This window comes from Segatella baroniae B14 (assembly GCF_022024235.1).
Classification (GTDB): Bacteria; Bacteroidota; Bacteroidia; order Bacteroidales; family Bacteroidaceae; genus Prevotella; species Prevotella bryantii.
This window is the reverse complement of record NZ_CP091799.1, coordinates 2,240,000-2,264,575: the sequence shown is the minus strand read 5'-3', so window position 1 is coordinate 2,264,575 and position 24,576 is coordinate 2,240,000. Positions and strand designations below refer to the sequence as shown.

At 38.5% G+C, this 24,576-nt stretch carries 13 protein-coding genes, 1 tRNA gene and 1 pseudogene; 5 read left to right on the top strand and 10 right to left on the bottom strand.

Going from position 1 to position 24,576, the window contains the following annotated elements:
* Window positions 1-330 precede the first annotated feature (330 nt).
* The 6 genes from L6469_RS09650 to L6469_RS09625 all read right to left on the bottom strand — a co-directional run bounded on the left by L6469_RS09650 (window position 331) and on the right by L6469_RS09625 (window position 10,310).
* The gene (locus L6469_RS09650; protein WP_036857966.1) at window positions 331-1,632 is read right to left on the bottom strand and encodes an alpha/beta hydrolase family protein; all 1,302 of its coding nucleotides are present in this window, start codon (window positions 1,630-1,632) and stop codon (window positions 331-333) included.
* Window positions 1,565-3,760, bottom strand: a complete 2,196-nt coding sequence (locus L6469_RS09645) for an alpha-L-rhamnosidase (protein WP_223918707.1) — start codon at window positions 3,758-3,760, stop codon at window positions 1,565-1,567. The genes L6469_RS09650 and L6469_RS09645 overlap by 68 nt, the downstream gene beginning before the upstream one ends.
* Window positions 3,761-7,075 carry an MGH1-like glycoside hydrolase domain-containing protein gene (locus tag L6469_RS09640; protein ID WP_074802944.1) on the bottom strand — a complete coding sequence of 1,105 codons (3,315 nt, stop codon included), beginning with the start codon at window positions 7,073-7,075 and terminating at the stop codon, window positions 3,761-3,763. It abuts the gene before it with no gap.
* Between the two features lie 47 nt (window positions 7,076-7,122).
* Window positions 7,123-8,037, bottom strand: a complete 915-nt coding sequence (locus L6469_RS09635) for a glycoside hydrolase family 43 protein (RefSeq protein WP_027453132.1) — start codon at window positions 8,035-8,037, stop codon at window positions 7,123-7,125.
* Complete coding sequence (locus L6469_RS09630; RefSeq protein ID WP_006282659.1) at window positions 8,034-9,746, bottom strand: right-handed parallel beta-helix repeat-containing protein; 1,713 nt, start codon at window positions 9,744-9,746, stop codon at window positions 8,034-8,036. Before L6469_RS09630 ends, L6469_RS09635 begins: the two co-directional genes overlap by 4 nt.
* Window positions 9,747-9,842: 96 nt before the next feature.
* Window positions 9,843-10,310 carry a nucleoside deaminase gene (locus L6469_RS09625; protein ID WP_006282660.1) on the bottom strand — a complete coding sequence of 156 codons (468 nt, stop codon included), beginning with the start codon at window positions 10,308-10,310 and terminating at the stop codon, window positions 9,843-9,845.
* Between the two features lie 105 nt (window positions 10,311-10,415).
* Between L6469_RS09625 and L6469_RS09620 the strand changes: the two are divergent.
* From L6469_RS09620 to L6469_RS09610, 3 genes and pseudogenes are all read left to right on the top strand, one after another.
* Window positions 10,416-13,861, top strand: a pseudogene (locus L6469_RS09620) (DEAD/DEAH box helicase).
* Between the two features lie 359 nt (window positions 13,862-14,220).
* A complete protein-coding gene (greA, locus tag L6469_RS09615) occupies window positions 14,221-14,688 on the top strand; it encodes a transcription elongation factor GreA (protein ID WP_006282662.1) in 468 nt (155 codons plus the stop codon).
* 49 nt (window positions 14,689-14,737) lie between these two features.
* Entirely contained in the window at window positions 14,738-15,142 is a 405-nt protein-coding gene (locus L6469_RS09610) for an HIT family protein (RefSeq protein WP_006282663.1), read from the top strand.
* Window positions 15,143-15,216: 74 nt separating this feature from the next.
* On the opposite strand, the gene L6469_RS09605 is transcribed toward L6469_RS09610, so the two are convergent.
* Entirely contained in the window at window positions 15,217-16,305 is a 1,089-nt protein-coding gene (locus tag L6469_RS09605) for a mannose-1-phosphate guanylyltransferase (protein WP_006282664.1), read from the bottom strand.
* Between the two features lie 171 nt (window positions 16,306-16,476).
* On the opposite strand from L6469_RS09605, the gene L6469_RS09600 reads away from it, so the two are divergent.
* A tRNA-Leu gene (locus tag L6469_RS09600) sits at window positions 16,477-16,558 on the top strand.
* A 400-nt stretch (window positions 16,559-16,958) separates the two neighbouring features.
* Here L6469_RS09600 and mutY read toward each other — a convergent pair.
* Window positions 16,959-17,960: an A/G-specific adenine glycosylase gene (mutY, locus tag L6469_RS09595; RefSeq protein ID WP_006282665.1), complete on the bottom strand. Its 1,002-nt coding sequence runs from the start codon at window positions 17,958-17,960 to the stop codon at window positions 16,959-16,961.
* A gap of 66 nt (window positions 17,961-18,026) precedes the next feature.
* On the opposite strand from mutY, the gene L6469_RS09590 reads away from it, so the two are divergent.
* Window positions 18,027-18,215 carry a hypothetical protein gene (locus tag L6469_RS09590; protein ID WP_006282666.1) on the top strand — a complete coding sequence of 63 codons (189 nt, stop codon included), beginning with the start codon at window positions 18,027-18,029 and terminating at the stop codon, window positions 18,213-18,215.
* 127 nt (window positions 18,216-18,342) lie between these two features.
* On the opposite strand, the gene L6469_RS09585 is transcribed toward L6469_RS09590, so the two are convergent.
* Both L6469_RS09585 and L6469_RS09580 read right to left on the bottom strand, forming a co-directional pair.
* Window positions 18,343-20,097, bottom strand: a complete 1,755-nt coding sequence (locus L6469_RS09585; protein WP_006282667.1) for a 1-deoxy-D-xylulose-5-phosphate synthase — start codon at window positions 20,095-20,097, stop codon at window positions 18,343-18,345.
* A 552-nt stretch (window positions 20,098-20,649) separates the two neighbouring features.
* Window positions 20,650-24,456, bottom strand: a complete 3,807-nt coding sequence (locus L6469_RS09580) for a response regulator (protein ID WP_006282668.1) — start codon at window positions 24,454-24,456, stop codon at window positions 20,650-20,652.
* Between the last annotated feature and the right edge of the window lie 120 nt (window positions 24,457-24,576).

Sequence of the window (24,576 nt, the reverse complement as noted above, 5' to 3'; positions counted from 1 at the left end):
TAAAAGATAAAAAGAGATGTGAATCTCACATAATGGTTATAGGTTATTTATTCGCATTAGATTAGAAGACACAAGTGATTTATGTTACGCATCAACATCAAAGTTCAATAAGTTTGTATTAAATCAAGTGAGAGGTAAATAGAGGATGTCACCGTAAAAGGGACATCCTCTTTTCATTAATACTATTCAGCCCACAAAAAATATTTGTCATCATCAAGCCCTGAAAGCCGATATTAATGCATAGAAAAAGGTGCACCGGATAAGACCAGTACACCTCATTGCAACCAAACTTCTATATATTAATAATCGAACTTTTAATACCTATAAATTTTATTTTAGAACAGACTGTAAGACTTCAGGTTTTACTATCGTAACCTTACTTTCATCCCACATTTTACGATCAAGACCAAACACCTTAATAAAGAACTCATAATTAGCATTGCGCTTATTTACACCATAATCATGACGCTCTTGAGGAAGATGTACATTCTCTACTTTATTTTGAGCGCCATAGAAACCATATACACGTTGTAAATAAGGAAATTCCAACTCTGGAACAGAAGCAGTCCAGTCACCACCATCACTAACAACCAAGAGAGGTTTTGGTGCAAAGAAAGCAAGAAGTTCAGGATTACAAGTACCACCACCTGCAGTCTGAATAGGTTTACCACTTTCACAAGGACATCCGCCATCAAAATGGCTGGCCAAATTTACAGTTGGCGCAGCAGCCGTAATACGATCATCAAGCACGGTCATCAATACAGTATGAGTTCCTCCACCAGAACCACCATTTACACCAATACGCTTTTTATCTACATCCTTGCGGTTATTCCACATATAATCTAACAGCACTTCTGCATTAAGGGCCTGGATAACATGAGCACGGTCTGTATGGTGACTATCTTTACCATATTCTTGCTCAGACTGTCCCCAACCATATAAGTCGAAATCAACACAGATAGCACCCATACGAGCCAAAGTAGCCAACCGTTGTTGCTCATCCTTACGGTAACGACCACCGTTAAAATGTCCATCAGGGCAGATAATCAAAGCATGCTTGCCTTTCTTGGCTGGTGTATAGATACTACCAAAGACATGTTCTCCAGGTAAAGTCTCCAAACAAATATTCTGAACAGTATATCCATCATACTTACGAACCTTACCTAAAATAGGTTTTTTATGTACCAGACTGTCTTTATAAGCATCTATACCAAGAAGTTGACGAACTTCTTTTCGCACACTATCCTTACGATTTTCAAATTGCACCTTGTCACTATACAAAGTATTGAGATAGGCCAACATTTTACTTCCATCATCAGTATGACGGCGAGGATACTCATAAGGTTTTATTTTATAAAGATTATCACTCTGTTTCCACCAATTAAAGTCGAAATACTTACAAATATTAGTTAGGGTCTCTTCGATGGAATACGGACGAACACGATAATCAGCATAAGGCAATCGCTTGCCTACTGTATCCACATTATATTTAAAACGAACATGAAAACGAGTAGAAACGTCTTCCATGATGTCATGGAGACTACGTGTATACTGACCAGCATAATTATTCTGCGCCGACAAGTTGGTATTGAAAGCGAAGATGGCGCTGAGCACAAAAACGATTGATTTCATCATAATCTATCTTAATTTTATTTTTTCCTTCTGAGTGTATATTTACTTGAAATACGTTTCCTTTAATAGTCCAGTCTACAGCTATTTTGCCACCATTAGCCATGGTTGAGCCTTTTGCCCATGTTAAGTTTCCTGCAGGTTTTGGAGAGATTACAACAGTATCACGCTTAACCTGAATACCCACCATATCATGTATAAGGTGATTATTGATATGGGCCAACATAAAATGATTACGGGATGCACCTTTACGTGGATCCCACTGCTCAGTCAAAGTTGTCATTCCCATTTTCAACTGGAATCCGTATCCTGGCTCTTGGTCATGATTAAGCATCGTATAGAGCAGATCTTGCTGATGATTATTAATCAATACCCGGAAAAGATAAGGAGTTCCGATATCACCAGTCGTCAATCGATCTCCATGCTGGTGAATATCTTCTAGCAATTTATCCAATAAATCCTGTTTTTTTCCTTCTGGATAAAGATTCAAGTCTAAGGCTATAGCTAAAGCAGCCTGACTCTTAAGATCAAAATTACGAATAAAGGCTTGGCGTATACTGTCAGCCCGTTGCTCCAAACCTGCTAGTTTGGTCCACAAGTAATAATGTGCAGTACTAACTAATGCTACAGGAGTATTCTTGGCAAAACCGGCCTTTTCTCCATTATAGTCGTACCAGTCACCCAATCCGATATTAAGAATATAGGCACTGTCTCGTGTAGCAAGATAATCTACATATTTACGAATGTGTGGCTGATATTTTTTCAGTAAACTATCATCACCATAACGGTGCAGATAAAGCACAGGCAAAGCCACTAGAGCACCACCCCATTCTGGCGATTCTTGAAATGGAGGCGCCCAACTGCCTTCAAAGCGGATATATTCAGGTGCTATTTCTGGCATCGACCCATTAGCATGTAGGGCATCAGCTATTACATGCTGCGTTTGTTCGAGCATTGATTTACAATCATAATTATCAACCAACCCTTGTCCATTAAGCCAATCTTGTTCTAACCAGCCTAACTTCTCACGATGCGGACAGTCTGTCCATACATGTTGCCAATTACTACGAATTGCAGCATCTATAATAGCGTAAGTTCGGTTAAAAAGCGGATTACTGCAAGCAAAACTTCCTATTTTAGGAGCTGAATTACTAATGAAACATGATTCCAGTTTATCAATAACCGGTAAGTTATTAGGATTAGCATCTCCCTTCAACACAGCTCCCTCTATTTGGATATACTGATAACCATAATAGGTAAAATGAGGTTGAAACAGTTCTATTCCCTTTCCACTTAATGTATAAAGATAATAATGAGGACTTCCAATACTCTTCTGACTTACCGATCCATCATTTTTTAAGGTTTCACCTAAAATAATTTTAACTTTCTGACCAGCCTTTCCCTGAATAGAAAATCGAGGAAATCCTGCCAAATTCTGTCCCATATCAAAGACATGAGCAGACAGGCGCTTAGCTATAGGATATTTTTTATAGATACGTATCGGATAAGATAACTGTGGATAAAGTTTACCTTGAGGAGACTTCTGTACTACCACAGGATGCCACCGGTCAATAAAAGTTGCATCATGATCTTCACCACCATAGATACTGTTATAGACTATCTGGCTTCGTTTCCATTTCCATGTTTTATCGCTTTTCAGAATATCATGCTTACCATTAGTATACTCTATATCAAGATAAAACAATAAAGTAGAAGGACCAAAATTAGTCTTCAACTTATGATAGCGTCGTCCACGCTCATGAAAGAATCCGTTACCCAGCAATACCTCTATCGAATGAGAACCTGCTGACAAAACTGATGTTACGTCGTAAGTATTATAAAAAATAGACTTACGATAATCACTCCAGGCTGGAGCCATCAAATCTTCGCCAAACTTCTTTCCATCAATATAAAATTCGTATGCTCCCAAACCACAAATCATAAGTTGCGCCTTTTTGATACCTTTCCGGCATTTCAACACATGCTGCAACCAAATACTTCGATCTGCCAAAGAATCATCCTGATTTGTCGTAGCACCTATCCACTGAGCATTCGAAAACACATTATCCGCCCTGGTTATCAAGGCGGATAACATAACTAGACAAATTATGAATACAAAAAATCTTTTCATTTAGAGCGCTGTTGATAATCGACCAAGATTTTGACGACGAGCTTTACATACCCCATCAATCCAGATACTTAACCCTTTTCCCACATGATATCGGCTACCATCCTGATCCCATACAATGGCAAGACGATGACCGTGATAAAGGATATTATCTACACAAAAATAAAACCATTTACCCTGCGGTAAAAGTGGATTTACTTCAACGTTATTATCTTCACGAGGACGAAGTCCACAAAGTCCTGTAATCACTAGGTCATTAAAGGTAGAATGATTATAATAACGGCTTCGCTCCTGATCACCTTTGAGCCAATAGCCGGTCTGTTCATCTAGATATTCACCAATATATGGTTTACCACGATGTGTCTGACTCTGAACATATTTCTCAAGTTCCACAAAATAAAGGCTGTCTGAAATTACTGGCTTATCAGAAACATTCAGATAATTAGCCATACCTGTTAACGTCTGTGCTGTAGCAAAAGGCCATACAGCTCCATCCCACTCGCACTTACCTGTACCATGACTTCTGAACTGCGGATGACGCTGCTCTGCTGTTGTCTGTCCGTAAGGAGCAGAAAAGCCTTTTGAATCTCCTGCTTGTTTCCAGGCTATATCAAATTTAGAGTCAGTATCAAACATATTCACATACCAAGGCATAAAACCAATAGCCTCACGAACCTTAGCAAAATCACCCGAAGGATATTTTACTTCGAAGAACTGTGAACTATCATTCCAAAGTTCTGTCTCAATTAGTCGCTTGAGAGTATCTGCTTTCAGAGTATAACTTTTTGCTAAACTTTGTTGCTTTGCCAATGCGGCGATATTAGCGATAGCACGAAAGTTACCATACATATAACTATTGATAGAAGGACGAGCATTCTTGGCTCTACGACCACCACTAATAGTCTCCTCCATGGCATCTTTTACATCGTATTGCCAATAGAGGTCGGCCTTACCGTTCTTTTCCCAACGATGATCATCCCAACGATTTACTTCTTTAATCAAAGCTGGAAGGAGAGCCACCACACTATCCTTTCTTCCATCAACAAGATAACGGTCCCATACACTCTGAGCCAGCCAACTGCTATAAAAATTGAGTTTCTTCATCGCCTGACCATTATTACCAAACAACCAAGTATGAATATTCTGATCAAGGTAAATAGGATTACGTAACCAACGGCTCTCATGAATATGATGACCTAAACCAGAAGATATCAAATTATACTGATCCGCATAACTACGTTTCACGAGGAATTCAGTCATAGCATAACCTACAGGCGTCTTCTCAATATGTTTGCGAAGTGTCCACCAACGATAATACCACATCTGCTCAAAGCTCTTATCTGGAGCATCAAAAAGAGGTATATTTTCCTGCATCCATTTCCAAGACTCACTATTTGGGATGGCTTGAACGATATTTTCATCCTCCATCCCATTAAAATAGTCTACATAATGCTTATAATCTGCAGATTTAAGCAGAGCTGCTCCTGCATCGATATCATTATTAGTTGTCTTAAAATGAGCAATCTTAAACACGGCCAAAGAATCACTCTCTCCAGCCTGTTCAAGTGTTCCATACCAATCAGGCTCTGTATCAACGGTTGGGAAGGTACGATACTCACCTGTACGGAAAAGTACTCGATTAATAGTATGAGCAGGGGCAAAGAACATACTCTTGGCAATGAGTTTACCGTCACTATAGAGATCTACACGACGACGAGCCACAGAAAGGGTTAACTTGAGATGATATACCTTATTAGCTTCGTATTTACTCTTGCCTGCATTTCGGGCACCATTCTTGAGTTGAATAAGTCCATCGGGAGTTAATTCCATACGAGCCGCAGCTATACCGTTATCACCAATAAACTCAACCTCAAGTGTACCATGATTATTCTGCAAAGCTTTTAAATCAAACTCTACAGTAAGATCCTTGCTTGCTGGAATAAGTCGCTCAACCTTACTATAATCGAATTTATCAGAATCACTTAGTGTAAGCCATTCACCATCGAGACTAACAGGCGCCTCTTTAGGAGAATAAATATTCCAAGTGGTCAAATCTGCAAGCCGTTTATAAGTAGTAAAGTCATCATCTGCTTGCGCGTGTGCTTCTGTCAGTACAGGGACAGGTATGCGGGCTACCCACATATCTTCCTTATTCATCGAGTATGATACCCATAAATTACTGTCAGCCGGTTCACCATTTCCTTCTAAGATACCACGTACATACTGAGGACCTCTACTTTTATAATTACCTCCATAACGAATAGGTGGAACTTCACCATTGACAAGATTCAACGTGGTATACTCTAATCCATCTTTACTCAATGAAATAGCAAGAGGCCATCTGAATTCTGATGGATTATACAAAGTTGCATACGAACCGTCAGACAAGCGCTGTCCCCAGATTTTAGCATTACTATTAACAAACCCTTCTGCACGATTTACAGGTTCCAGCCAAGTTTTACCGCCATCAGACGATATAGAAGTCAAGGCATGTTTCCAAAGGGCTACGATACGACCATCTGGAAGTGTATAGTCATTATAAGCCTTATATTCTTTCTTCAGTGGCAAGATAGGATCTTCACGGTCTGCTTCTTCTACCCACTGCATCACCAAACGAGGGTTAGCTAAAATCTCTTTGCAAGCTTTCTTTAAATGCTTATCTGCATGAGTATAAAATGGATAATCAGTATTTTTCTCATTAAAGTCATGGTTGTAGTAGATAAAATAAATTTTACCCAATTTACCATCGGCCTTTACTTCTCGAATTACTCGTCCGATACCATTACCATCATTATTATGATCTTTTTTATTAAGACATACACCATAAGATCCTAAAGCATAGAGTCTACCCTCACTGCTAATATACCACCCCATACGCTGGTGCATGACAGCTTTCATGTTATGAGCCACACCATCTACACCTTTCTTGGAAAATCCTTCGGGTACATTATATTCAGGGAACAGTTCTATCGGGTCAGACCAAGTATAGCCATCCTTAGAGACCTGATAATTGGTATGCGATGGCGGAACCTGTTCATCTTTTGGGTCACAAAGATAATGAACGTAGAAACGACCACGCCAATAAGCCATCATCGGTTGATGGTTATAGGTCCATCCATTACCATTGGCTACAGATGGATGTTCGCGATTCGCACGTAGTATCTGGATATTATGTACACCCATAACAGGTGACAATCCTCCGTCATGACGATTAGGATCGCTCAGTTGTGTTCCTGTATAGCGTACCAGTTGCTGAGCGTATACAGGATAAACAGACAGGCTTAAAGCAAAAGCTATCGGCAATAGTTTATTGTTCATATCGAATACCTTTTATTCTTTCTATTATCGTATCGTAATTATATACTCTACTTACTATTATTCAATAATTTCTTAATCAGTCGTTTTGGCGCCTTAAAAATGGTGCCATGCTTATGTAGAGGGGTTACATGTACCTCTTGGGTTATCTCTTCAAAATGCTTGAAATCACGCGTTTTTTGGGCACCAAAGTCCTTTGAACCATACCGGTCATAATAAATGATATAATCGTTGCCGACCTTTGCCGTTGCAGGTCCTTCCGTTAGAGGCTCTGTAAATGGTTCAGAAGGTAAGCTCCATGGACCATGAGGATCATGGGCAAACGAAATCTTAATATTACGCATCTTACGAGTATTATCTTTCACCACCATCACATAATCATTCCAACCTTTTTTCACAAGAGTAGCATCAATTACACTATATCCAGGATCTATCAACAACTTTGCAGGACTAAATGATTTAAAATCCTTGGTTGTAGTATAGTACAGACGATGGTTATTCTTCTCATCCTCAATACCTCGGGCAAATTTGCCAGGTATACACGACGCCCAAATAATCATACATTCCTTACGATCTTCATCATAAAAGAGTTCCGGAGCCCATACATTTACAGTCGTCGGATCGTCCATCACATGAATCATACGTTCTTCACTCCAATGTATCAAATCTTTACTCTCGGCATAGCCAAATCCTTTGTCACCACGCCAGCTAGTAGTCCAAACTAGATGATAGATACCATCCGGAGTGCGTACGATACTTGGATCACGCATCACTTTCTGCTTACCGACTTTAGGTTTTAGCCATACCCCAGGTATACTATCCCAGTGAAGGCCGTCTTTACTATAAATGTATCGTAGTCCATCTGTTGCTGGTTCATGGAAACTGGAATAAACATAATAATTGCTTCCACACGAACTCAACATTAGAGCAACAAAAGCCCCTATCATTATAAACGTCTTTTTCATCTTCCTGCTCGATTTTTGATTTGTTCACTCACTTGTGGACCATTGTTGAGCCATTGATTATTAGGTCCAACGGCATTCTTCAAATATTTATCAGAAGGTGTCCAGTTGTCTTGAAGTGTTATATTAGAGCTTCCCTCATCAGTATATAAATAGAACCAATGATTAGGATCATGTACATACGATGGTTTAGCAATATCTCTTACCACATTTTCGGTTATCATTGTACCGGGTTGATTGCCTAAAGTATAAATACCTGCGCAATCATACATATGTTGGGCATAACGATAAATCAAATTGGCATGTACACGATTATTTCTCATGCACACACTATCACGATTCCATCCCCATCCCAAGCTAATGGCAGAATATGGAACATCATGTATTTCATTATGCTCAATATTGATATTCTTTACATAGCCCGCTGCAATAGCCAAACATCCCCATTCTTCGTTGGCTACATCAGTAAAGAGACTCCTACTTATTTCCTGATATTCACAAACGTCCTTGAGGTCAGGACGATAAGGGAGATGTGTTTCCAGTCCTGCAGGTGAAAAACTACCAGACACATAGCCATTCAGTGCAATATCAGTAAAGGTACTATAAGAAGTTACCCCACCTTTACATCCCTCTAAATAATCTAGGCCCATACCTCCTAAATGCGAAAAAGTACATTGCTTAAAATGGATGCTATCAGCATAATAAACCTTTATTGCAGCTTCTGGTCTACCGAGCCAGCCCTGATTATCCAGTTTATGATTATTCTTACGATCTATCTGTGGACGGAGCTTATAAGCTTCGGTAAGATACATACCTGCCTGCAAAGGAACATGTCCCTGATAACTTGGACGCATCCATGAGGTATAAGAGAATGTGATATGATTAAAAGTAATATCAGAAGGTTTACGATGAGACATACCTGTCAGTTCTACCAATGTTTCAAGAACAGGAACTTCAACATCAGCCAGCATCATATTCTCTCCACGCAAAGGCATATAATAGAGACGATGATTGCGAATATCATGATACCATTCACCCGGCTCATCCAATAAAGCCAAAGAGTTGACCAAATAGAAAGGAGAATCATGCTTACTATGATACATCGGTGATGGCCAAGGATGCTCAAACTGGATACGCGCTTCCGGCTGATGGAATGTAATAGCTGTACTATCTCCAAAAGTTTGTATAGACTTCACACGAAGAATACCAATCTCCCACATCTGATGGAGCACAAGCTCGGTATATCCAACCTCACCCTTAAGAACCTTCATTGCTCGAGAAGGAACCCAAAGAATCTGCTTTTTCTTATCATAGTTCAAGATGCGAGGCATCTTTTCAAAATCAGCTACACTACGAGCACGAATAGCTTTCTTACCATTCACCCATAACTGTCTGAAGTCTATCGGACGACCATTAAAATCAGGTACATCTGCTACCCAAAGCTTACCTTCCTTACGCCATCCCTTAATCTGAATACTACCAGCAATAACAGTACCTTCTTCACCCGTCAACTGTAAATGACTATCTTCTGGGTGAAAACGCAACGCCTCATAAAGGCGATAAATGCCAGCTGACAAACGAATTTCAGCAGTACCTCCATCATGCCGTCTACGATACTCACGTGCTTGACGCAATGCCGTCTGAAGTATGCCCTCTTCACCTGGAGAAACATACAAAGTTGTATCAGCAGCCTGCACCTGTAAGCCACTCATACAAGTAATTATAAATAAAAGAGTATTAAAAAGCCGTTGTTTCATCTTTTTACTTTATTTACTAAACAGACGAAATAACGGCTAAGATGTCATCAATTAATATTCAGTCTTATCAGACTTCTTTTCCCACATCTGGAATGCACGGATACCTTCTTCAGGAAGCATAATCTCCATATGCTTACTACGGTCAGCTGGTTTCAGTACAATTTCCTGATAAATGAAATCATCATCAAAACCAATCTTTGCAGCATCCTTACGATCATTAGCGTAATAGATATGATCCAAATGTGCCCAATAAATAGCTCCCAAGCACATCGGACATGGCTCACAAGAGGTATATATATCACATCCTGCCAAGTCAAATGACTTTAAGATTTTGGTAGCTTTACGGATGCAGTTGATTTCAGCATGAGCTGTGGGATCATTATCTATAGTTACACTATTAGAAGCTTCTGCAACTATTTCACCATCTTTTACAATGACAGCTCCAAAAGGACCTCCACCAGTCTTCACGCTATTCTCAGAAAGCGCAATAGCTCTGCGCATAAAATCTTTTTTCTCCATAACAATATTTTTTTCTTAATGCTTAAAAAGAGGGGGCTTGCAAAGTTAACAAAAAGTTTCTCGCTACAAAATAATATTGCTTCTTTTTTCGTACTTTTGCACGCAATGAAGCAAGTTATAACAGCAGAAGAACTTTTTTATAAGATAAAAGACTTCCTTACTGCCGAGGAAGTTAGTGGCATAATGCGTAATAAGATGATGCACGATACTATTGTGCTCACTTGTCATGAGGGTATCCGAAATACGCAACAAGCTTTCGGTAACCTGTTCTCTCAAGTGGATTTTCTTTGTAAACAGCATCATCTTAGTATAGCCGACAAAATGAGCATACAAACGGCTCGCCGACATTCAAACAGTGACGAGCCTTTATCGAGAGAAGATCTTGCCTATGACGGTAGGGCTATCGCCGTCTTTATCTCAGCTATCTTTTCTAAGGACATACCGGATTTTCTGACGCCTATTATTCCTCATCATAACCGTCCATCAGCTCCTCATCTTACGATTAACCGTCGTTATATCCGCTGCTCTGTGAACCAATGGACAGAAGACACACTAACGGTGAGTATCGATCAGGAAACTGATACTGATGAATATCTCGTAAAGCTCTATGATGAGGAGAATCATATCGACCATCGATACATAACTCGCCTCATTCAAGAAGGCAGCCAACTTAATCTTCTCGACTGTACTATGACCCACCATGCATTGGTTTCTAGTGACCATCAAAAGCGTATGCAGGTGGTATTGCCACGCTTAATCATTTTCCAACCAGACTTTCTTATCGATATCAGTTCTATAGCTACTTGCTTTGCCGATTATGGTCATCATCCACTGCTTTATCTTCTTCATCAGATGCGCCCAAGAGCTAATAGTCAGGCAACTATCCTTGGTAATTTCGCTGGTAGTGCACTCGATGATATCATCAACAGCAAACATGAATATATTCTTACAGATACCATCAAAAATAATTTCAAAGAGAAAGCTCTAGAATACTGTACTTGTCCACATTTTGACGCTGCCAAATTTTACAAGGATGCTACCACACAGGCAAATAATCTAAAAGAAGTGGTAGATATACTCTTCAAAGGTACACGCTATTTTGATCAGCGAGATCAAACCATCGTATATGATAAAGATAAAGCTATTTTGGAGCCTTCATTTGTATGCGAGGCTTTGGGTATACAGGGACGTGTCGACTTAATGACTACAGACATGAAACTACTTGTAGAGCAGAAATCTGGGCGCAATATGAACATCGAGCACCATCAACCCAATCCTCAGTATCATAGTATGCAATTAGAACCGCATTACATACAGCTACTATTATACTATGGTGTGCTCCACTATAACTTCAAGTTGGCCAATAATGCCATTGATATCCGTTTGCTTTACTCGAAGTATCCACCTGCAGACGGACTTATGGTTGTTGCCTTTTATCAAGAATTATTTCGTGAAGCCCTAAAATATCGTAATCAACTGGTATCCAGCCTGATGGCCATCGGTCGAGAAGGTTTTGAAAAGTACATCAACCTATTTAAACCCGAAATACTCAATACAAAAGGATTACAAGATTATTTCTATACCAAATATCTTCGACCACAGTTAGAAGAAGCCACAACTCCACTTCATAGCTTATCGACAATAGAACGAAGCTACTATACCCGAATGATGACCTTTGTACTACAAGAACAAATCGTTGCTAAACTCGGTTATCAAGAAGGGCAAGGCAATGCTATAGCTGATTTTTGGAATATGCCACTATCCGAGAAAAAAGATGCTGGAAATATTTATACAGACCTACGTATTATCGACAAGAAAAAGAGTTCACCATATAATGGCTATGATACCATTATCCTTGAAATTCCAAAACAAGGACAAGACATCCTTCCTAATTTCCGCATAGGCGATATGATATATCTTTATGCTTACGGACACAAGCAGAATGACATAGAAGGAGAACCATTCTCCACTCCAGATATTCGCAAAGCGATACTTTATAAAGGTATATTACAGGAAATCACGACACAACAGTTAACAGTACACCTCAACGATGGTCAACAAAATGAAAAAGTATTTGTTGATACCACCTATGCCATCGAGCATGCAACAAGCGACAGTTCTATCTCAAGTCAAATTAAAGCACTTCATGCCTTCATCTCAGCCGACAAGAGTAAACGTGACCTGTATTTAAGCCAGCGAGCACCTCGTAAAAATGAACAAGTACAACTTACTCGCTCTTACGATACAATACTTGACCCTATCCTACTAAAAGCCAAACAAGCACAAGATTACTTTTGCTAGTGGGTCCTCCAGGAACAGGTAAGACTTCGCGTGCCCTACAATTTATGGTAAAAGAAGCTTTGGCTAGTGGAAAAACCATTCTCCTCATGTCGTATACCAACCGTGCCGTAGATGAAATCAGCGAGATGCTTGTCGACAACAACATCGATTTTCTTCGAATCGGTAATGCATATTCTTGTGACAAACGATTCCTACCCTATTTGTTAGAAAAAACCATCGAACAATTTCCGAAGATGCAGGCTCTTCAAAAACAAATACAGCAAGCTCGCATCATCGTGGGTACAACAAGCATGATTTCTTCACGACCATATATTTTTAATATTAAGCATTTCGATTTGTCTATTATAGATGAATCATCTCAAATACTCGAACCCAATATTATCGGTTTGATTACTCTTACTAATAAATGTATCTTGATTGGTGATTACAAGCAGCTACCTGCAGTGGTACAACAACGAGAGCAGGATGCAGAGGTAACCGACCCAACACTTCTGGAAATTGGACTCACCAACTGTCGTAACAGTCTTTTTGAGCGACTCATCCATTGGGAATATACTAACGAACGAGAAGACTTTATAGGTATCTTACAACGCTACGGACGCATGCATCCCGAAATTGCAGAATTTCCAAATAAGAAATTCTACTTTCATGAGAACCTACAGCCCGTACCATGTGCACATCAGTTGGAAAAGTCACTGAACTATACGGCCAAAAGTCAAGATACCTTAGATGACATTCTCAAGCAGCATCGTATGCTCTTTATACCTTCCGAATTCTGTGTACGTCCAGACTTGTCCGACAAGGCCAATATTGACGAAGCTGTAATTGTAGCAAATCTGCTTCATCGCATCTATCGCTTCTACGAAGGTCAATTTGATGCCGACAAAACAGTTGGAATCATTGTACCTTATCGCAACCAAATTGCTATGATACGCCAGGAAATAGATAAGCTTGGTATACCAGAGCTACAACACATCAGTATTGACACTGTAGAACGCTATCAAGGTAGCCAACGTGACGTTATCATCTACTCATTTACTATTCAGCATTTCTATCAATTAGAATTTCTAACAAGTAACTGTTTCGTAGAAGATAATCAAATTATAGACCGAAAACTTAACGTAGCTCTCACCCGAGCACGCAAGCAAATGATTATGACTGGTAATCCTCGCATACTCACAGGAAATGAACTATTTAAAGAACTTATGGAATATTGTAAAGAAAAAGGTGGTTATTACAACATAGAATAAAATCGAAGAATAGTATAATACATAGGGGACAAAAAAAAGGGGCTCCGCTGAGTCCCAACCTTTTGTTAACCTTAAATCTAATACTATGAAAAACACGATGCAAAGATAAAGTAAACTCGCTGTTATCGCAAACAATAGGTATAAGAATTGTACTAATGACACGTTTTCTTGATTTAAATCAACCTAATTGTTTTAAATATTTAAAAAATTTGGTTATTCAAAAAACATTTTCTAACTTTGGCAACAGAAAATAAAATATGACGGATTAGAGAATTGGAATTCCGACACTGGACCATGTGTCGGAATTCTAATTTTTTAGTATCTCTCATTAAGTACTAATATAATAAAAATAGAAAATTATGGCTTACATGTCACAAGAAGGCTACGATAAGCTTGTAGCCGAGCTTAAATACTTAGAGTCAGTAGAGCGTCCTAAGGCATCAGCCGCTATCGCAGAAGCTGCAGATAAAGGAGACTTGAGTGAGAATTCAGAATACGATGCTGCTAAGGAAAATCAGGCACATCTTGAGGCTAAAATCAATCAAATTAAGATGACTATTAGCCAGGCAAAAATTGTTGATATGTCTCGTTTGAGTGCAGATGCAGTTCAGATTATGACTACTGTAGAAATGACTAATCTCGGTAACAATGCCAAGATGAAATATACTATCGTTAGTGAGAGCGAAGCCGATCTTAAATCTGGCAAAATATCTATCAAGACTCCTATTGCACAGGGACTGCTTAATAAGAAAGTAGGTGATACCGCAGAAATTAAGATTCCTCGTGGTACCATTCACTTGCGCATTGACAAAATTTCTATCGAATAATCATTCGTATCCCTCAGTAAAAGAGGAATTCCACTAAACCTAAGATCTTATGAGTACAATTTTTAGTAAAATCGCAGCTGGAGAAATTCCTAGCTACAAATGTGCAGAAAACGATAAGTTTTATGCTTTCCTTGATATTAGTCCATTAACCAAGGGCCATACTTTGGTTATTCCTCGTCAGGAAGTAGACTACATTTTTGATATGGAAGATGCAGACTTAGCAGAATTTCAGATATTTGCCAAGAAGGTTGCTAAGGCTATCAAAGCAGCATTCCCATGTAAAAAAGTAGCACAGGTTGTACTTGGCCTTGAAGTTAACCATGCTCATATTCATCTGCTCCCAATGAACAGTGAATCTGACGTAGATTTCCGTAAAGAACATCTCAAGCTCTCAGAGGAAGAATTCAAGGAAATAGCAGACAAGATCTACACTGAATATCAGAAACTCAAGTAAGAGTTATAAAAATATAAAAGAAATCCCTTGCTTTTACATATTTGAAAGCAAGGGATTTCTTTTATATATAAACATTATACAAAGGCATCACCTTTTTTCAGCTGAACCTCATTTACATATTTTCTTACTAATGCAGAAGAATCTTCCTTTTTACAGATGAAAAGAACATTATCATGCTCTGCCACAATATAACCATCCAAGCCGTTGATGACAGCCAATCGGCCTTTTGGCAACTTAATAATATTATTATGCGATTTTTCAAATATCACATCAGAGTCAATAATCACATTATCCCCTTCATCCTGTTTCTCGGCCTCATACACACCATGCCAGGTTCCTAGGTCTCCCCATCCAAAACTACACTTCTTCACATAAACGTCATCGCTTTTCTCGAGTACAACATAGTCCATAGATATATTTGGGAAAGAAGAAAACTTCTCTTTCACAAAAACCTCTTCAGCCTCTATTGTATGTAAATCAGAATTCTTATCAAATACACGGAATACCATGGGTAGTTCTTGGAACAAGCATTTTTTGATAGCATTCACCGTTCCCAAAAACATACCTGTATTCCAATACCATTCACCGCTATCAACAAACATTTGGGCAAAATCCCGATCTGGCTTTTCTGTAAACGATTTCACGCCATAAATAGCATCTATATTCGAATACTCCCCTATCTGTATATAACCGTATCCAGGCTCAGGACGAGTAGGTTTGACTCCCATTGTAAGGATAGTTTCACGTTGTTGAACAAAATCCAATCCTTCACAAATATCCTTTTTAAATGTCTCTTCATCAAAAATCATCTGATCAGAAGGTACAATAACAATATTAGCATTCGGACAATCGAATTCTATACGATGAGTAGCCCAAGCTATACTCGGAGCTGAATTACGCTGAATAGGTTCTGCAAGTATTTGCTTGGATGCCAAACAAGGAAGCTGCTCTCTTACAAAAGAAGCATAAACCTCATTTGTAATAATGTAAATGTGATCTTGAGCAATAATTTTGCTCATACGCTCAAAGGTTTGCTGTAATTGAGTCTTTCCAGTTCCGAAAAAATCAATAAATTGCTTAGGATACTCTGAGCGACTACATGGCCATAGTCTCCGACCTTTACCACCAGCTAAAATCACACAAAAATTATTCGTATTATTCATGATGTAAAAATCAACTTTTGCTGTATTTAATCTATGGTAAAATTAGCCTTTTTAGTTGACACTTCCAAAAATAACACAAGAAATTGCATCTTTTTTAATATTTTTCGGCAAAAAAGTTTGCCAGTTCAAAATAATGCTTACCTTTGCACCCGTCTTTAAATAAGATGCCATGCCCAGATGGCGGAATTGGTAGACGCGCTGGTCTCAAACACCAGTGCCGCAAGGCATGCCGGTTCGATCCCGGCTCTGGGTACAAAAAAGGAGAAACTTAATTGTTTCTCCTTTTTTTTGTACCAGTTTTTCTTTCTATATAAGTCACAAGCCTATTTTATCTTTGTTTTCTTTTAAGATCTACTCATTTTTAAGATAATATTTGGGTCTTAATACATTGTTCTTATACATTTTATAATAAGAATAGAAAAGACTTGGCAGAAGCATAGCTTTTACAAATTAAAACATAGGGTTTATCAGCTTAAATGTATGGTTTTATCCATCATTGGTTATGGTTTTTCAGAAAGTAAGGGTAAAGCGTTGTAACAAGATACCCAACAGTTAATTCAAAAGCTAAAGATTTCGAGCCAGATGACGTTTTCAGGTGACTATTTATTTGACTCTATATTTTACAGCCTGTACATTACAGGCTGTAAAAATCATTATCGAGGTAAACTATCTATCAATATTTCGATAAGCCTAGGCAAAGCATACTGCTCAATATCAGCTTCTTTTATCCATATATATTCATCAGACAAAATAGGCTTATCTTTGGCTTCCAGGAGATAGAAGTCAGCCAAAAGTATACGGTGACTCAAAACATGCTTTACTTGTTGACGAAGCAAAGTCATTTCACCTGAAAATACCGGTATAGGCTGATTCTCAATTAAAAGCGGTTCCCATAATCCCTGCCAGATATCTCCAGCCGGACGACGACGGATAGCAATCTTCCCCTCATAACGGATATAGATATAGGTAAGTTGACGCGTCTTCATCTTAATCGTTTTCAGTTTAACAGGAAGTCTATCTACCTGTCCCGTGCGATAAGCTACACATTCTTCTGCAAAGGGACAAATGGAACAATCAGGTGATTTTGGTGTACATTGTGTAGCTCCAAAATCCATCATCGCCTGATTAAAATCTGCCGGACGGTCATATGCAACTATATTCTGGGCCAACTGAGCAAAAAGTTTCTTACCATCAGTACTATTAATTGGGGTATCGATTCCCTCATAACGTGCCAATACGCGATAGAAATTTCCATCGACAGCAGCTGTCGGAATACCAAAAGCAAACGATGCAATTGCAGAAGCGGTATAATCGCCTACTCCTTTTAATTTCTTAATTTCATCTAATGTATCCGGGAAATGTCCCAATGCCACAATCTGCTTTGCAGCTACATGTAAATTACGCGCACGACTATAATATCCAAGTCCTTGCCACAATCGCAATACTTCATCCTCTGAGGCTTCAGCCAACTTCTCTACAGTAGGCCACATAGTCATAAAGCGTTGCCAATAATCCATACCCTGTACGACCCGGGTCTGTTGCAAAATAATTTCACTGAGCCAGATAGCATAAGGATTTTGAGTATGCCGCCAAGGTAAATCACGTCCATGAGCATCATACCATTCTAGGAGTTTTGGGGTAAAAGTATTATCCATTAGTGCAAAGATACAAGTTTTTTATTATATTTGCAAAAGAATAAAAATCTATCAAATTATAACGATATGAAAATAGAAGAATACAGACAAGCTATCTTGGAAGCAATGATCCAGGCCAAAGACAAAGAGGGTAATCCACGTATCGATGCAGAAGGAGCAAAAGAACTGTTAGACGACTTCACTAATGAAGAACTTGAAGAGGGAATGCCGTTTAATACACCAGAAGAAACTGCAGAAATTCTGCTCGAAGATTAAATCTGCATAAGCTAATATACTTTATCTATACAAGAAAAAAGTCCGGTACAAGATTTCACAATCTCATCCGGACTTTTTCATTTATTATGTGGTTTTTGTGTTGAAATTAGTTTAACGAAAACAAGCGTTACAATATAGCTTTAATGTCTGCTACAATTTGCTCCTCTGTTAAATGATTCTCACGAAGCAATTCATTCACATCATAACGATCATAAAGTTGTTTCTTTACACCGAAGTTAATAACTTTCATATCTGAAGGACCATAGAAACGAGCTATACGCTCACCAAAACCACCATCAAGAGAACCATCTTCTATCGTTGCTACTAACTGGTGATCTTTTTTCAAATCATTAAGCAATGCTTCATCCTCACCAGAGAGATAACGAGGATTAATGAGTGTAGCGTCAATACCATCATTAGCCAAAGCATTTACCACAGCCTCACCCTTTTGATAGAAATCACCAACTGCAATCACTGCTACTTTCTCACCACGATGAGCAACCTTATACTTATTTAACTGAAAATAATCAGTATCAACCTCTTCTAAGCTATGAGCACAACCATACGCTGGCACACGGATAGCAACAGAATACTGCTCTTGCTGAATTGCCCATGTTTCCATAGCAATAAGTTCCTCATATGTAGTAGGAGCCAAATATACCAAATTAGGAATATGACTCAACATAGGGATATCAAAGAAACAGATATGGGTAAAATCGTTCATACCATAGATAGATGAACCCAATACATTGATAACAGCAGGATTACCATTTACGGCTAAATCCTGAGAAAGCTGGTCGTATGTACGCTGCAAGAATGTAGCAAAAGTCGAGAATACAGGATGAGCACCACGCTTAGCCATAGCAGAAGCGATAGCTACACCTTCCTCTTCCGCAATACCTACATCAATAAACTGTTTTCCAGCTTCCTCACGTCTTTCCTTATCAAAATAGAAGGCAGGAGCGGTACCAGCTGCAATACAAACCATCTTTGGATCTTTCTTCAACTGTTCTGCCATCCACTGACCCAAAAGAGCAGTCATATTTTCCCCATTACCAGGATTTTTCAAGCTACCATCTTCACGATTAAACGGCATATGATAGTGCCAACCTTCTTTATTCTCTACAGCAGGCGCATAACCATGTCCCTTCTCTGTATGAATATGAACAACGATTGGATGATCAATATCCTTAACTTTTTGGAAAGCCTCAACAAGTTTACCAACATTGTTACCCTCTTCAACATAGATATAATCTAAGCCGAAAGCTTTAAATAAGTTATTAGCGGCCTGTCCATTGGTTTCACGGAGTTCCTGTAGATTGCGATAAATACCACCATGATTCTCAGAGATACTCATTTCATTATCATTGAAGATAATAATCGCATTAGTACCTATTTCACCAACAGTATCAAGGCCTTCAAAAGCCTCACCACCAGAAAGAGAACCATCACCGATAACAGCAATAACATTTTCGTGACCACCCAAAACATCACGACCTTTCATCAGACCAGAAGCCAAAGCAACAGAGGTTGATGTATGACCAACTTCAAAATTATCATATTCAGGATTCTCCAATGGAGAAGAATAACCAGATATGCCATCCATCTTTGCAACATCAAGGAAACCTTCCTTACGGCCAGTCAACATCTTATGCGGATAACTTTGATGAGAAATATCAAAAACGATCTTATCTTCTGGCGCATTGAATACATAGTGAAGAGCTACAGTAGCCTCAGTAAAACCCAAGTTAGGACCGACATGACCACCATGCTCACTTACACGATTGAGCACACCTTCACGCACTTCGTCTGCCAAAACATTAAGCTGATCAATTGTCAAGCCCTTTAAATCTTTTGGGCTATTAATATTTTCTATATACATACCTAAATGATTTTTTCAATTTTTGCGGAACAAATTTCCTACTTTACAATCTTATTTACCTTAATATTTTATTCTAAAAGTTACCTATCTGATAAACTGAAGCATTATGACTTATTTTACGAGTGCAAAGATAGATATATTTCATCTTATAAGATATAAACAAATTACAGATAAAAATACCAATTTCAAAGATACCCTATAAAAAAGATAAATCTTTCCATCAAAAGGCATATTTCATTACCATTTATTAAGATTTGGGCGCGTAAAAAGCTGTATATTAACATTAATAACTGATAATTTACCCCGTTTATTGAAGTTTTAAGGTGATTAACTTATTTATTTTGCACTCAAAAATAAAAGTATGTATATTTGCAAACATAAAAAGATACTAAATGTTTTGGTTATAAATTAGGTTATACGTTAATAGTTTATTAGAGTTTTAATGTAAAAAGATTAGTGAATCAGTACAAATCTCTCGCTCCGAGCTCCTTTGCGAAAAGGCGTTCGGAGTTGTTATTTATGAAGACTTGACATCAAACAGATATAACTTTTTCACTTCTTTACTTTTTCACGATATTCAGAAGGAGACATACCTGTTTCTTTCTTAAAGCATTTGCTGAAATACTTGGGATCTGAAAAACCAACAGCATAGGCGATTTCCGAAAAAGAAGACTTACTTCGGGCTACCAATTCTTCAGCTCGCTGCATACGCACATGTCTAACGAAGTCAACTGGAGTCATACCAACGATGCTCTTTATTTTCTCATAAAACACAGTACGGCCGAGGTTAACAGCAGAAGCCAGGTCATCAATACGCAATTCAGGATTACCAATATTGTCCTCTAGAAAATTCATCAAAGTTTTCATCATTTGCTGGTCGGCATCAACGATTTGCGGAGATTCTAATTTATATTCTGCACTATTTTCTGGCGTAATCTGTTCCAAATAACTCTGTTGAAGGGCATGCCGTTGAGAAATTATATTTTCTATTCGACGTTTCAGATAGGTTGCACTAAAAGGTTTAGTAATATAATCATCTATACCTTCCTGAAGACCTTGCAGACGATCTTCGAGCGAAGCCTTTGCCGATAGAACTATAACTGGAATATGGCAGATATCTTTATTCTGCTTAATCTGATGTACCATTGACAATCCATCCATAACAGGCATCATGACATCGGTAATAATAAAGTCTGGCAATTCATCGACCGCTCTTTGCAAACCGATCTTACCATTTTCAGCAGAAATCACTTCATAATTTACTCGTAAAATCTCAGTTAGGAATGAACGCAAATCGTTGTTATCCTCTACAATTAACAGTTTACTCTTACTCTGAGAAGATACCTCTACGGCATCACTTATAGGAACGGACAAAGCAGATGAAAATACAGGAGCACTGGCATCATCCACCAAATAATTATCAGTATGATTATGGTCAAGCATTCGATTAACCAAAGCCAACATCTGACGAGAATTACGTTGTACCATATCCAACTGCCGACGCCCTATCTCTGAAAGATTTTCTGTATCTAGCACTTGTGTAACAGGTCCACCTATTAATGTCAAAGGAGTACGAAGTTTATGACCGATTTCAGTAAAGAAGCTAGTCTTCATGCGATCCATTTCTGCATCAAGCTGAGCACGTTTACGTAAAGAATAAACAGAGAAGAACAAATAGAGCAATCCTGCACCAAAGAATACATATAATATTTTAGCCCAAATCGTTTCCCAGAAGGTAGGTTGAGCATGTATCATCAGCGTAGTAACATTATCCATCCACATACCATCGGCATTCGTACTCTTTACCAATAATTTATAATGCCCTGCAGGCAAGTGATTGTAAGAAGCGCAGTGATTAGAGCCTACATAATTCCACGACTTATCCACACCTTCCATCTTATAAGCATAATGAATAAGATAATTGTCGTGATAATCGAGTGCTGAGAAAGAAATGGTAAGATTTCGCTTATCCGAAGGTATTTCTAAAACCTTAGTATATAATATTGGTTGAGGTTCACTCTCACCATTAAATTGGGCACTTGTAAATACAATTCTCGGTTTAAAACTACTTTTCTGTATATTCCGAGGATGAAATATTACAAGTCCTCCCATAGCACCTAAAACAATACGGTCTGTACGAGAATCATAGAATGGTTTTGCTTCAGAGAACTCTATTCTACCGCCCAACTCTCCTGCTCCATATGTACTGTAATCACCTGTTTTAGGATGATAACACTCCAAACTGTTTTCACGAGGAAGCCATAAATTGCCTAAACCATCTTCTACTACAGATAGTGTAATACCTCCTAAAGTATAGGCATTACGCAAGGATTTGAAACGTACATTCCCTTGCAACAAATTACCCTCAGTTATAACCTGCAGGCTACCCGACATAGTAACTACATATATATGTCCATCACGCGTAACACAAGTCTGGAGTACATCACTTGTTTCCAAAGAGGTTGAATCGCCCGGTATATGAGTATAAGTATGAAATTGCATTTGAGCTGGTGATGTCACTTTACCATCAAATACCAAGAGACCATCAGTAGTAGAAGCTATCAGCAGCCCATCCCGTGTTTCCGTTATTCGACGAACCCTGTCAAATTTTTCCTTCGGATAGTTCTTGAAAACATTCCTTGACGACAAAAATCTGATTTTACCATTAGGCATCATCTGCACCAAATTAAGACCACCACCATAAGTAGCCACCCAGATACGATGTTGACTATCTTCAAAAATATCGTAAATATGGTCATCACCTAAAGAATACTTATCTTTGTCATCATGAACCAAATGCTGCATAGCGTTCCCAGGGCATTTGAGATAAATACCATGTACACGATCCCCCATCCAAAGGCGCGACTTGGAATCATGATAAATAGCATATATCTTTTCTGAGAAGGCATATGGATTAGTGCCTAACTCTCCTGTAGAACCAACAAACTGAGCAGTTCCACCATCTGGAGTTACTGAAGCCACCCATCCATTATTCAACCCCGCATATACCAAGCCTGAAGGAAGAGCACAAACCGAACGAACCTCTCGTTTAGAAGCTATCGGAATAATCTGGAAACGGTGCGTATTAAAATTTACCAATGTAAGGTCGTGGGTACTGGTAAACCACATATTACCCTGATAATCGAAAAATTTGCGATCGATAGACGGCTCACATGCTACGTCTCCATTTTCTGTTGTAAGCACATAAGGTACTAATTTCTTCTTATGCTCATCATAATAACTGAAAGTACCTTGGTTAGGTACGACCCATACAGTATGATTTCGATCCTCATATACAAAGGGATCTACGCTGGTTGTTTCTACATTAACAGAAGAAGCTGTAGCCATCAGCCATTCTTTACGCAATTGACGATCTATACGTGTAACCCCATTACCTTCAGTGAAAGCCCAAATTGCTCCCCGACTATCCAAATACAAAAAAGTAATCAAAGCGGATGGTTGAGAAGGATTCTGCATAGATAACACTCGTGCCTGATGCGTTCTCTTATGAAACAGCACCACACCAACATTCGTTCCCAAAGCAAGATAATTCTTGTCACGCTCTATGATAGAAGTAATTCTCGTAACCTCAGCAGGTAATGGAAGCCTACGAACATCCTTTGCACCATGATGGTATTCAGCAAGAATGCGATCAGAGGCCAAATAGATATTTCGAGAATGACTTATATTCTTATATTTACTCTCCAAGAAATATTCGAAGTTTATACGAGAAGGTATACCATAATGTGGCAACTCTACTCCATTTTCTGTGAATAACCATGCATTGCCACGACTATCCTCACTCACCTTACGTACATTACCTTTTAGCTTACGACCTATTTTTCCATAAGCTTCTATACCATAACCATTCTTAATATTCACATCATCTATACAGAAGCATAAATTTTCAGCATCTCCAGTCGTTACCCACGTATGTCCATTCTTCAGTGGATAGACATGATTCAAATGAAATTCTACTCCAAATTTTCGTTTAATAATGGCAGTAACATCAACAAACTTACTTGTTTCACAATTAAACAAATATAGATTTTTATCGTATGTAGCACACCAGATATCACCTTGAGAATTTGGTTTAATAGTTAAAAGACGATTCGTAGACAAAACTTCACCGACACCGGGCTGATCACGGAATGTAGTAAAACGATAGCCATCAAAACAGCATAAGCCATTTCGTGTACCAAACCAGATAAGTTGGTTAATATCTTGTTCTATTCCTGAAATATTATTGGCCGCTAACCCATCTCGCACGCTATACGTTTTGACATTACAATAAGGTTGTGCTACGCTTAAGATACTAGTCAAAATAAAGCAAAGGATAATACCAATTCGCCTTTTCATATAATGATTAGATTTAAATAATTAGATTAATCGCAAACTTACCATTTTTTTTTGAGATAGTCAAAAATATTCCCTTAAAATATAATCAGAAGTATTTATTGAATTATGGACAGGTGGAAA

Bases quoted from the DNA above. Each gene is read 5' to 3' on its own strand.
- L6469_RS09650 (WP_036857966.1), bottom strand. From the start codon at position 1,632: ATGAAATCAATCGTTTTTGTGCTCAGCGCCATCTTCGCTTTCAATACC.
- L6469_RS09645 (WP_223918707.1), bottom strand. From the start codon at position 3,760: ATGAAAAGATTTTTTGTATTCATAATTTGTCTAGTTATGTTATCCGCC.
- L6469_RS09635 (WP_027453132.1), bottom strand. From the start codon at position 8,037: ATGAAAAAGACGTTTATAATGATAGGGGCTTTTGTTGCTCTAATGTTG.
- mutY (WP_006282665.1), bottom strand. From the start codon at position 17,960: ATGGATAATACTTTTACCCCAAAACTCCTAGAATGGTATGATGCTCAT.
- L6469_RS09610 (WP_006282663.1), top strand. From the start codon at position 14,738: ATGAGTACAATTTTTAGTAAAATCGCAGCTGGAGAAATTCCTAGCTAC.
- L6469_RS09605 (WP_006282664.1), bottom strand. From the start codon at position 16,305: ATGAATAATACGAATAATTTTTGTGTGATTTTAGCTGGTGGTAAAGGT.
- L6469_RS09590 (WP_006282666.1), top strand. From the start codon at position 18,027: ATGAAAATAGAAGAATACAGACAAGCTATCTTGGAAGCAATGATCCAG.
- L6469_RS09630 (WP_006282659.1), bottom strand. From the start codon at position 9,746: ATGAGTGGCTTACAGGTGCAGGCTGCTGATACAACTTTGTATGTTTCT.
- greA (WP_006282662.1), top strand. From the start codon at position 14,221: ATGGCTTACATGTCACAAGAAGGCTACGATAAGCTTGTAGCCGAGCTT.
- L6469_RS09580 (WP_006282668.1), bottom strand. From the start codon at position 24,456: ATGAAAAGGCGAATTGGTATTATCCTTTGCTTTATTTTGACTAGTATC.
- L6469_RS09625 (WP_006282660.1), bottom strand. From the start codon at position 10,310: ATGGAGAAAAAAGATTTTATGCGCAGAGCTATTGCGCTTTCTGAGAAT.
- L6469_RS09585 (WP_006282667.1), bottom strand. From the start codon at position 20,097: ATGTATATAGAAAATATTAATAGCCCAAAAGATTTAAAGGGCTTGACA.
- L6469_RS09640 (WP_074802944.1), bottom strand. From the start codon at position 7,075: ATGAACAATAAACTATTGCCGATAGCTTTTGCTTTAAGCCTGTCTGTT.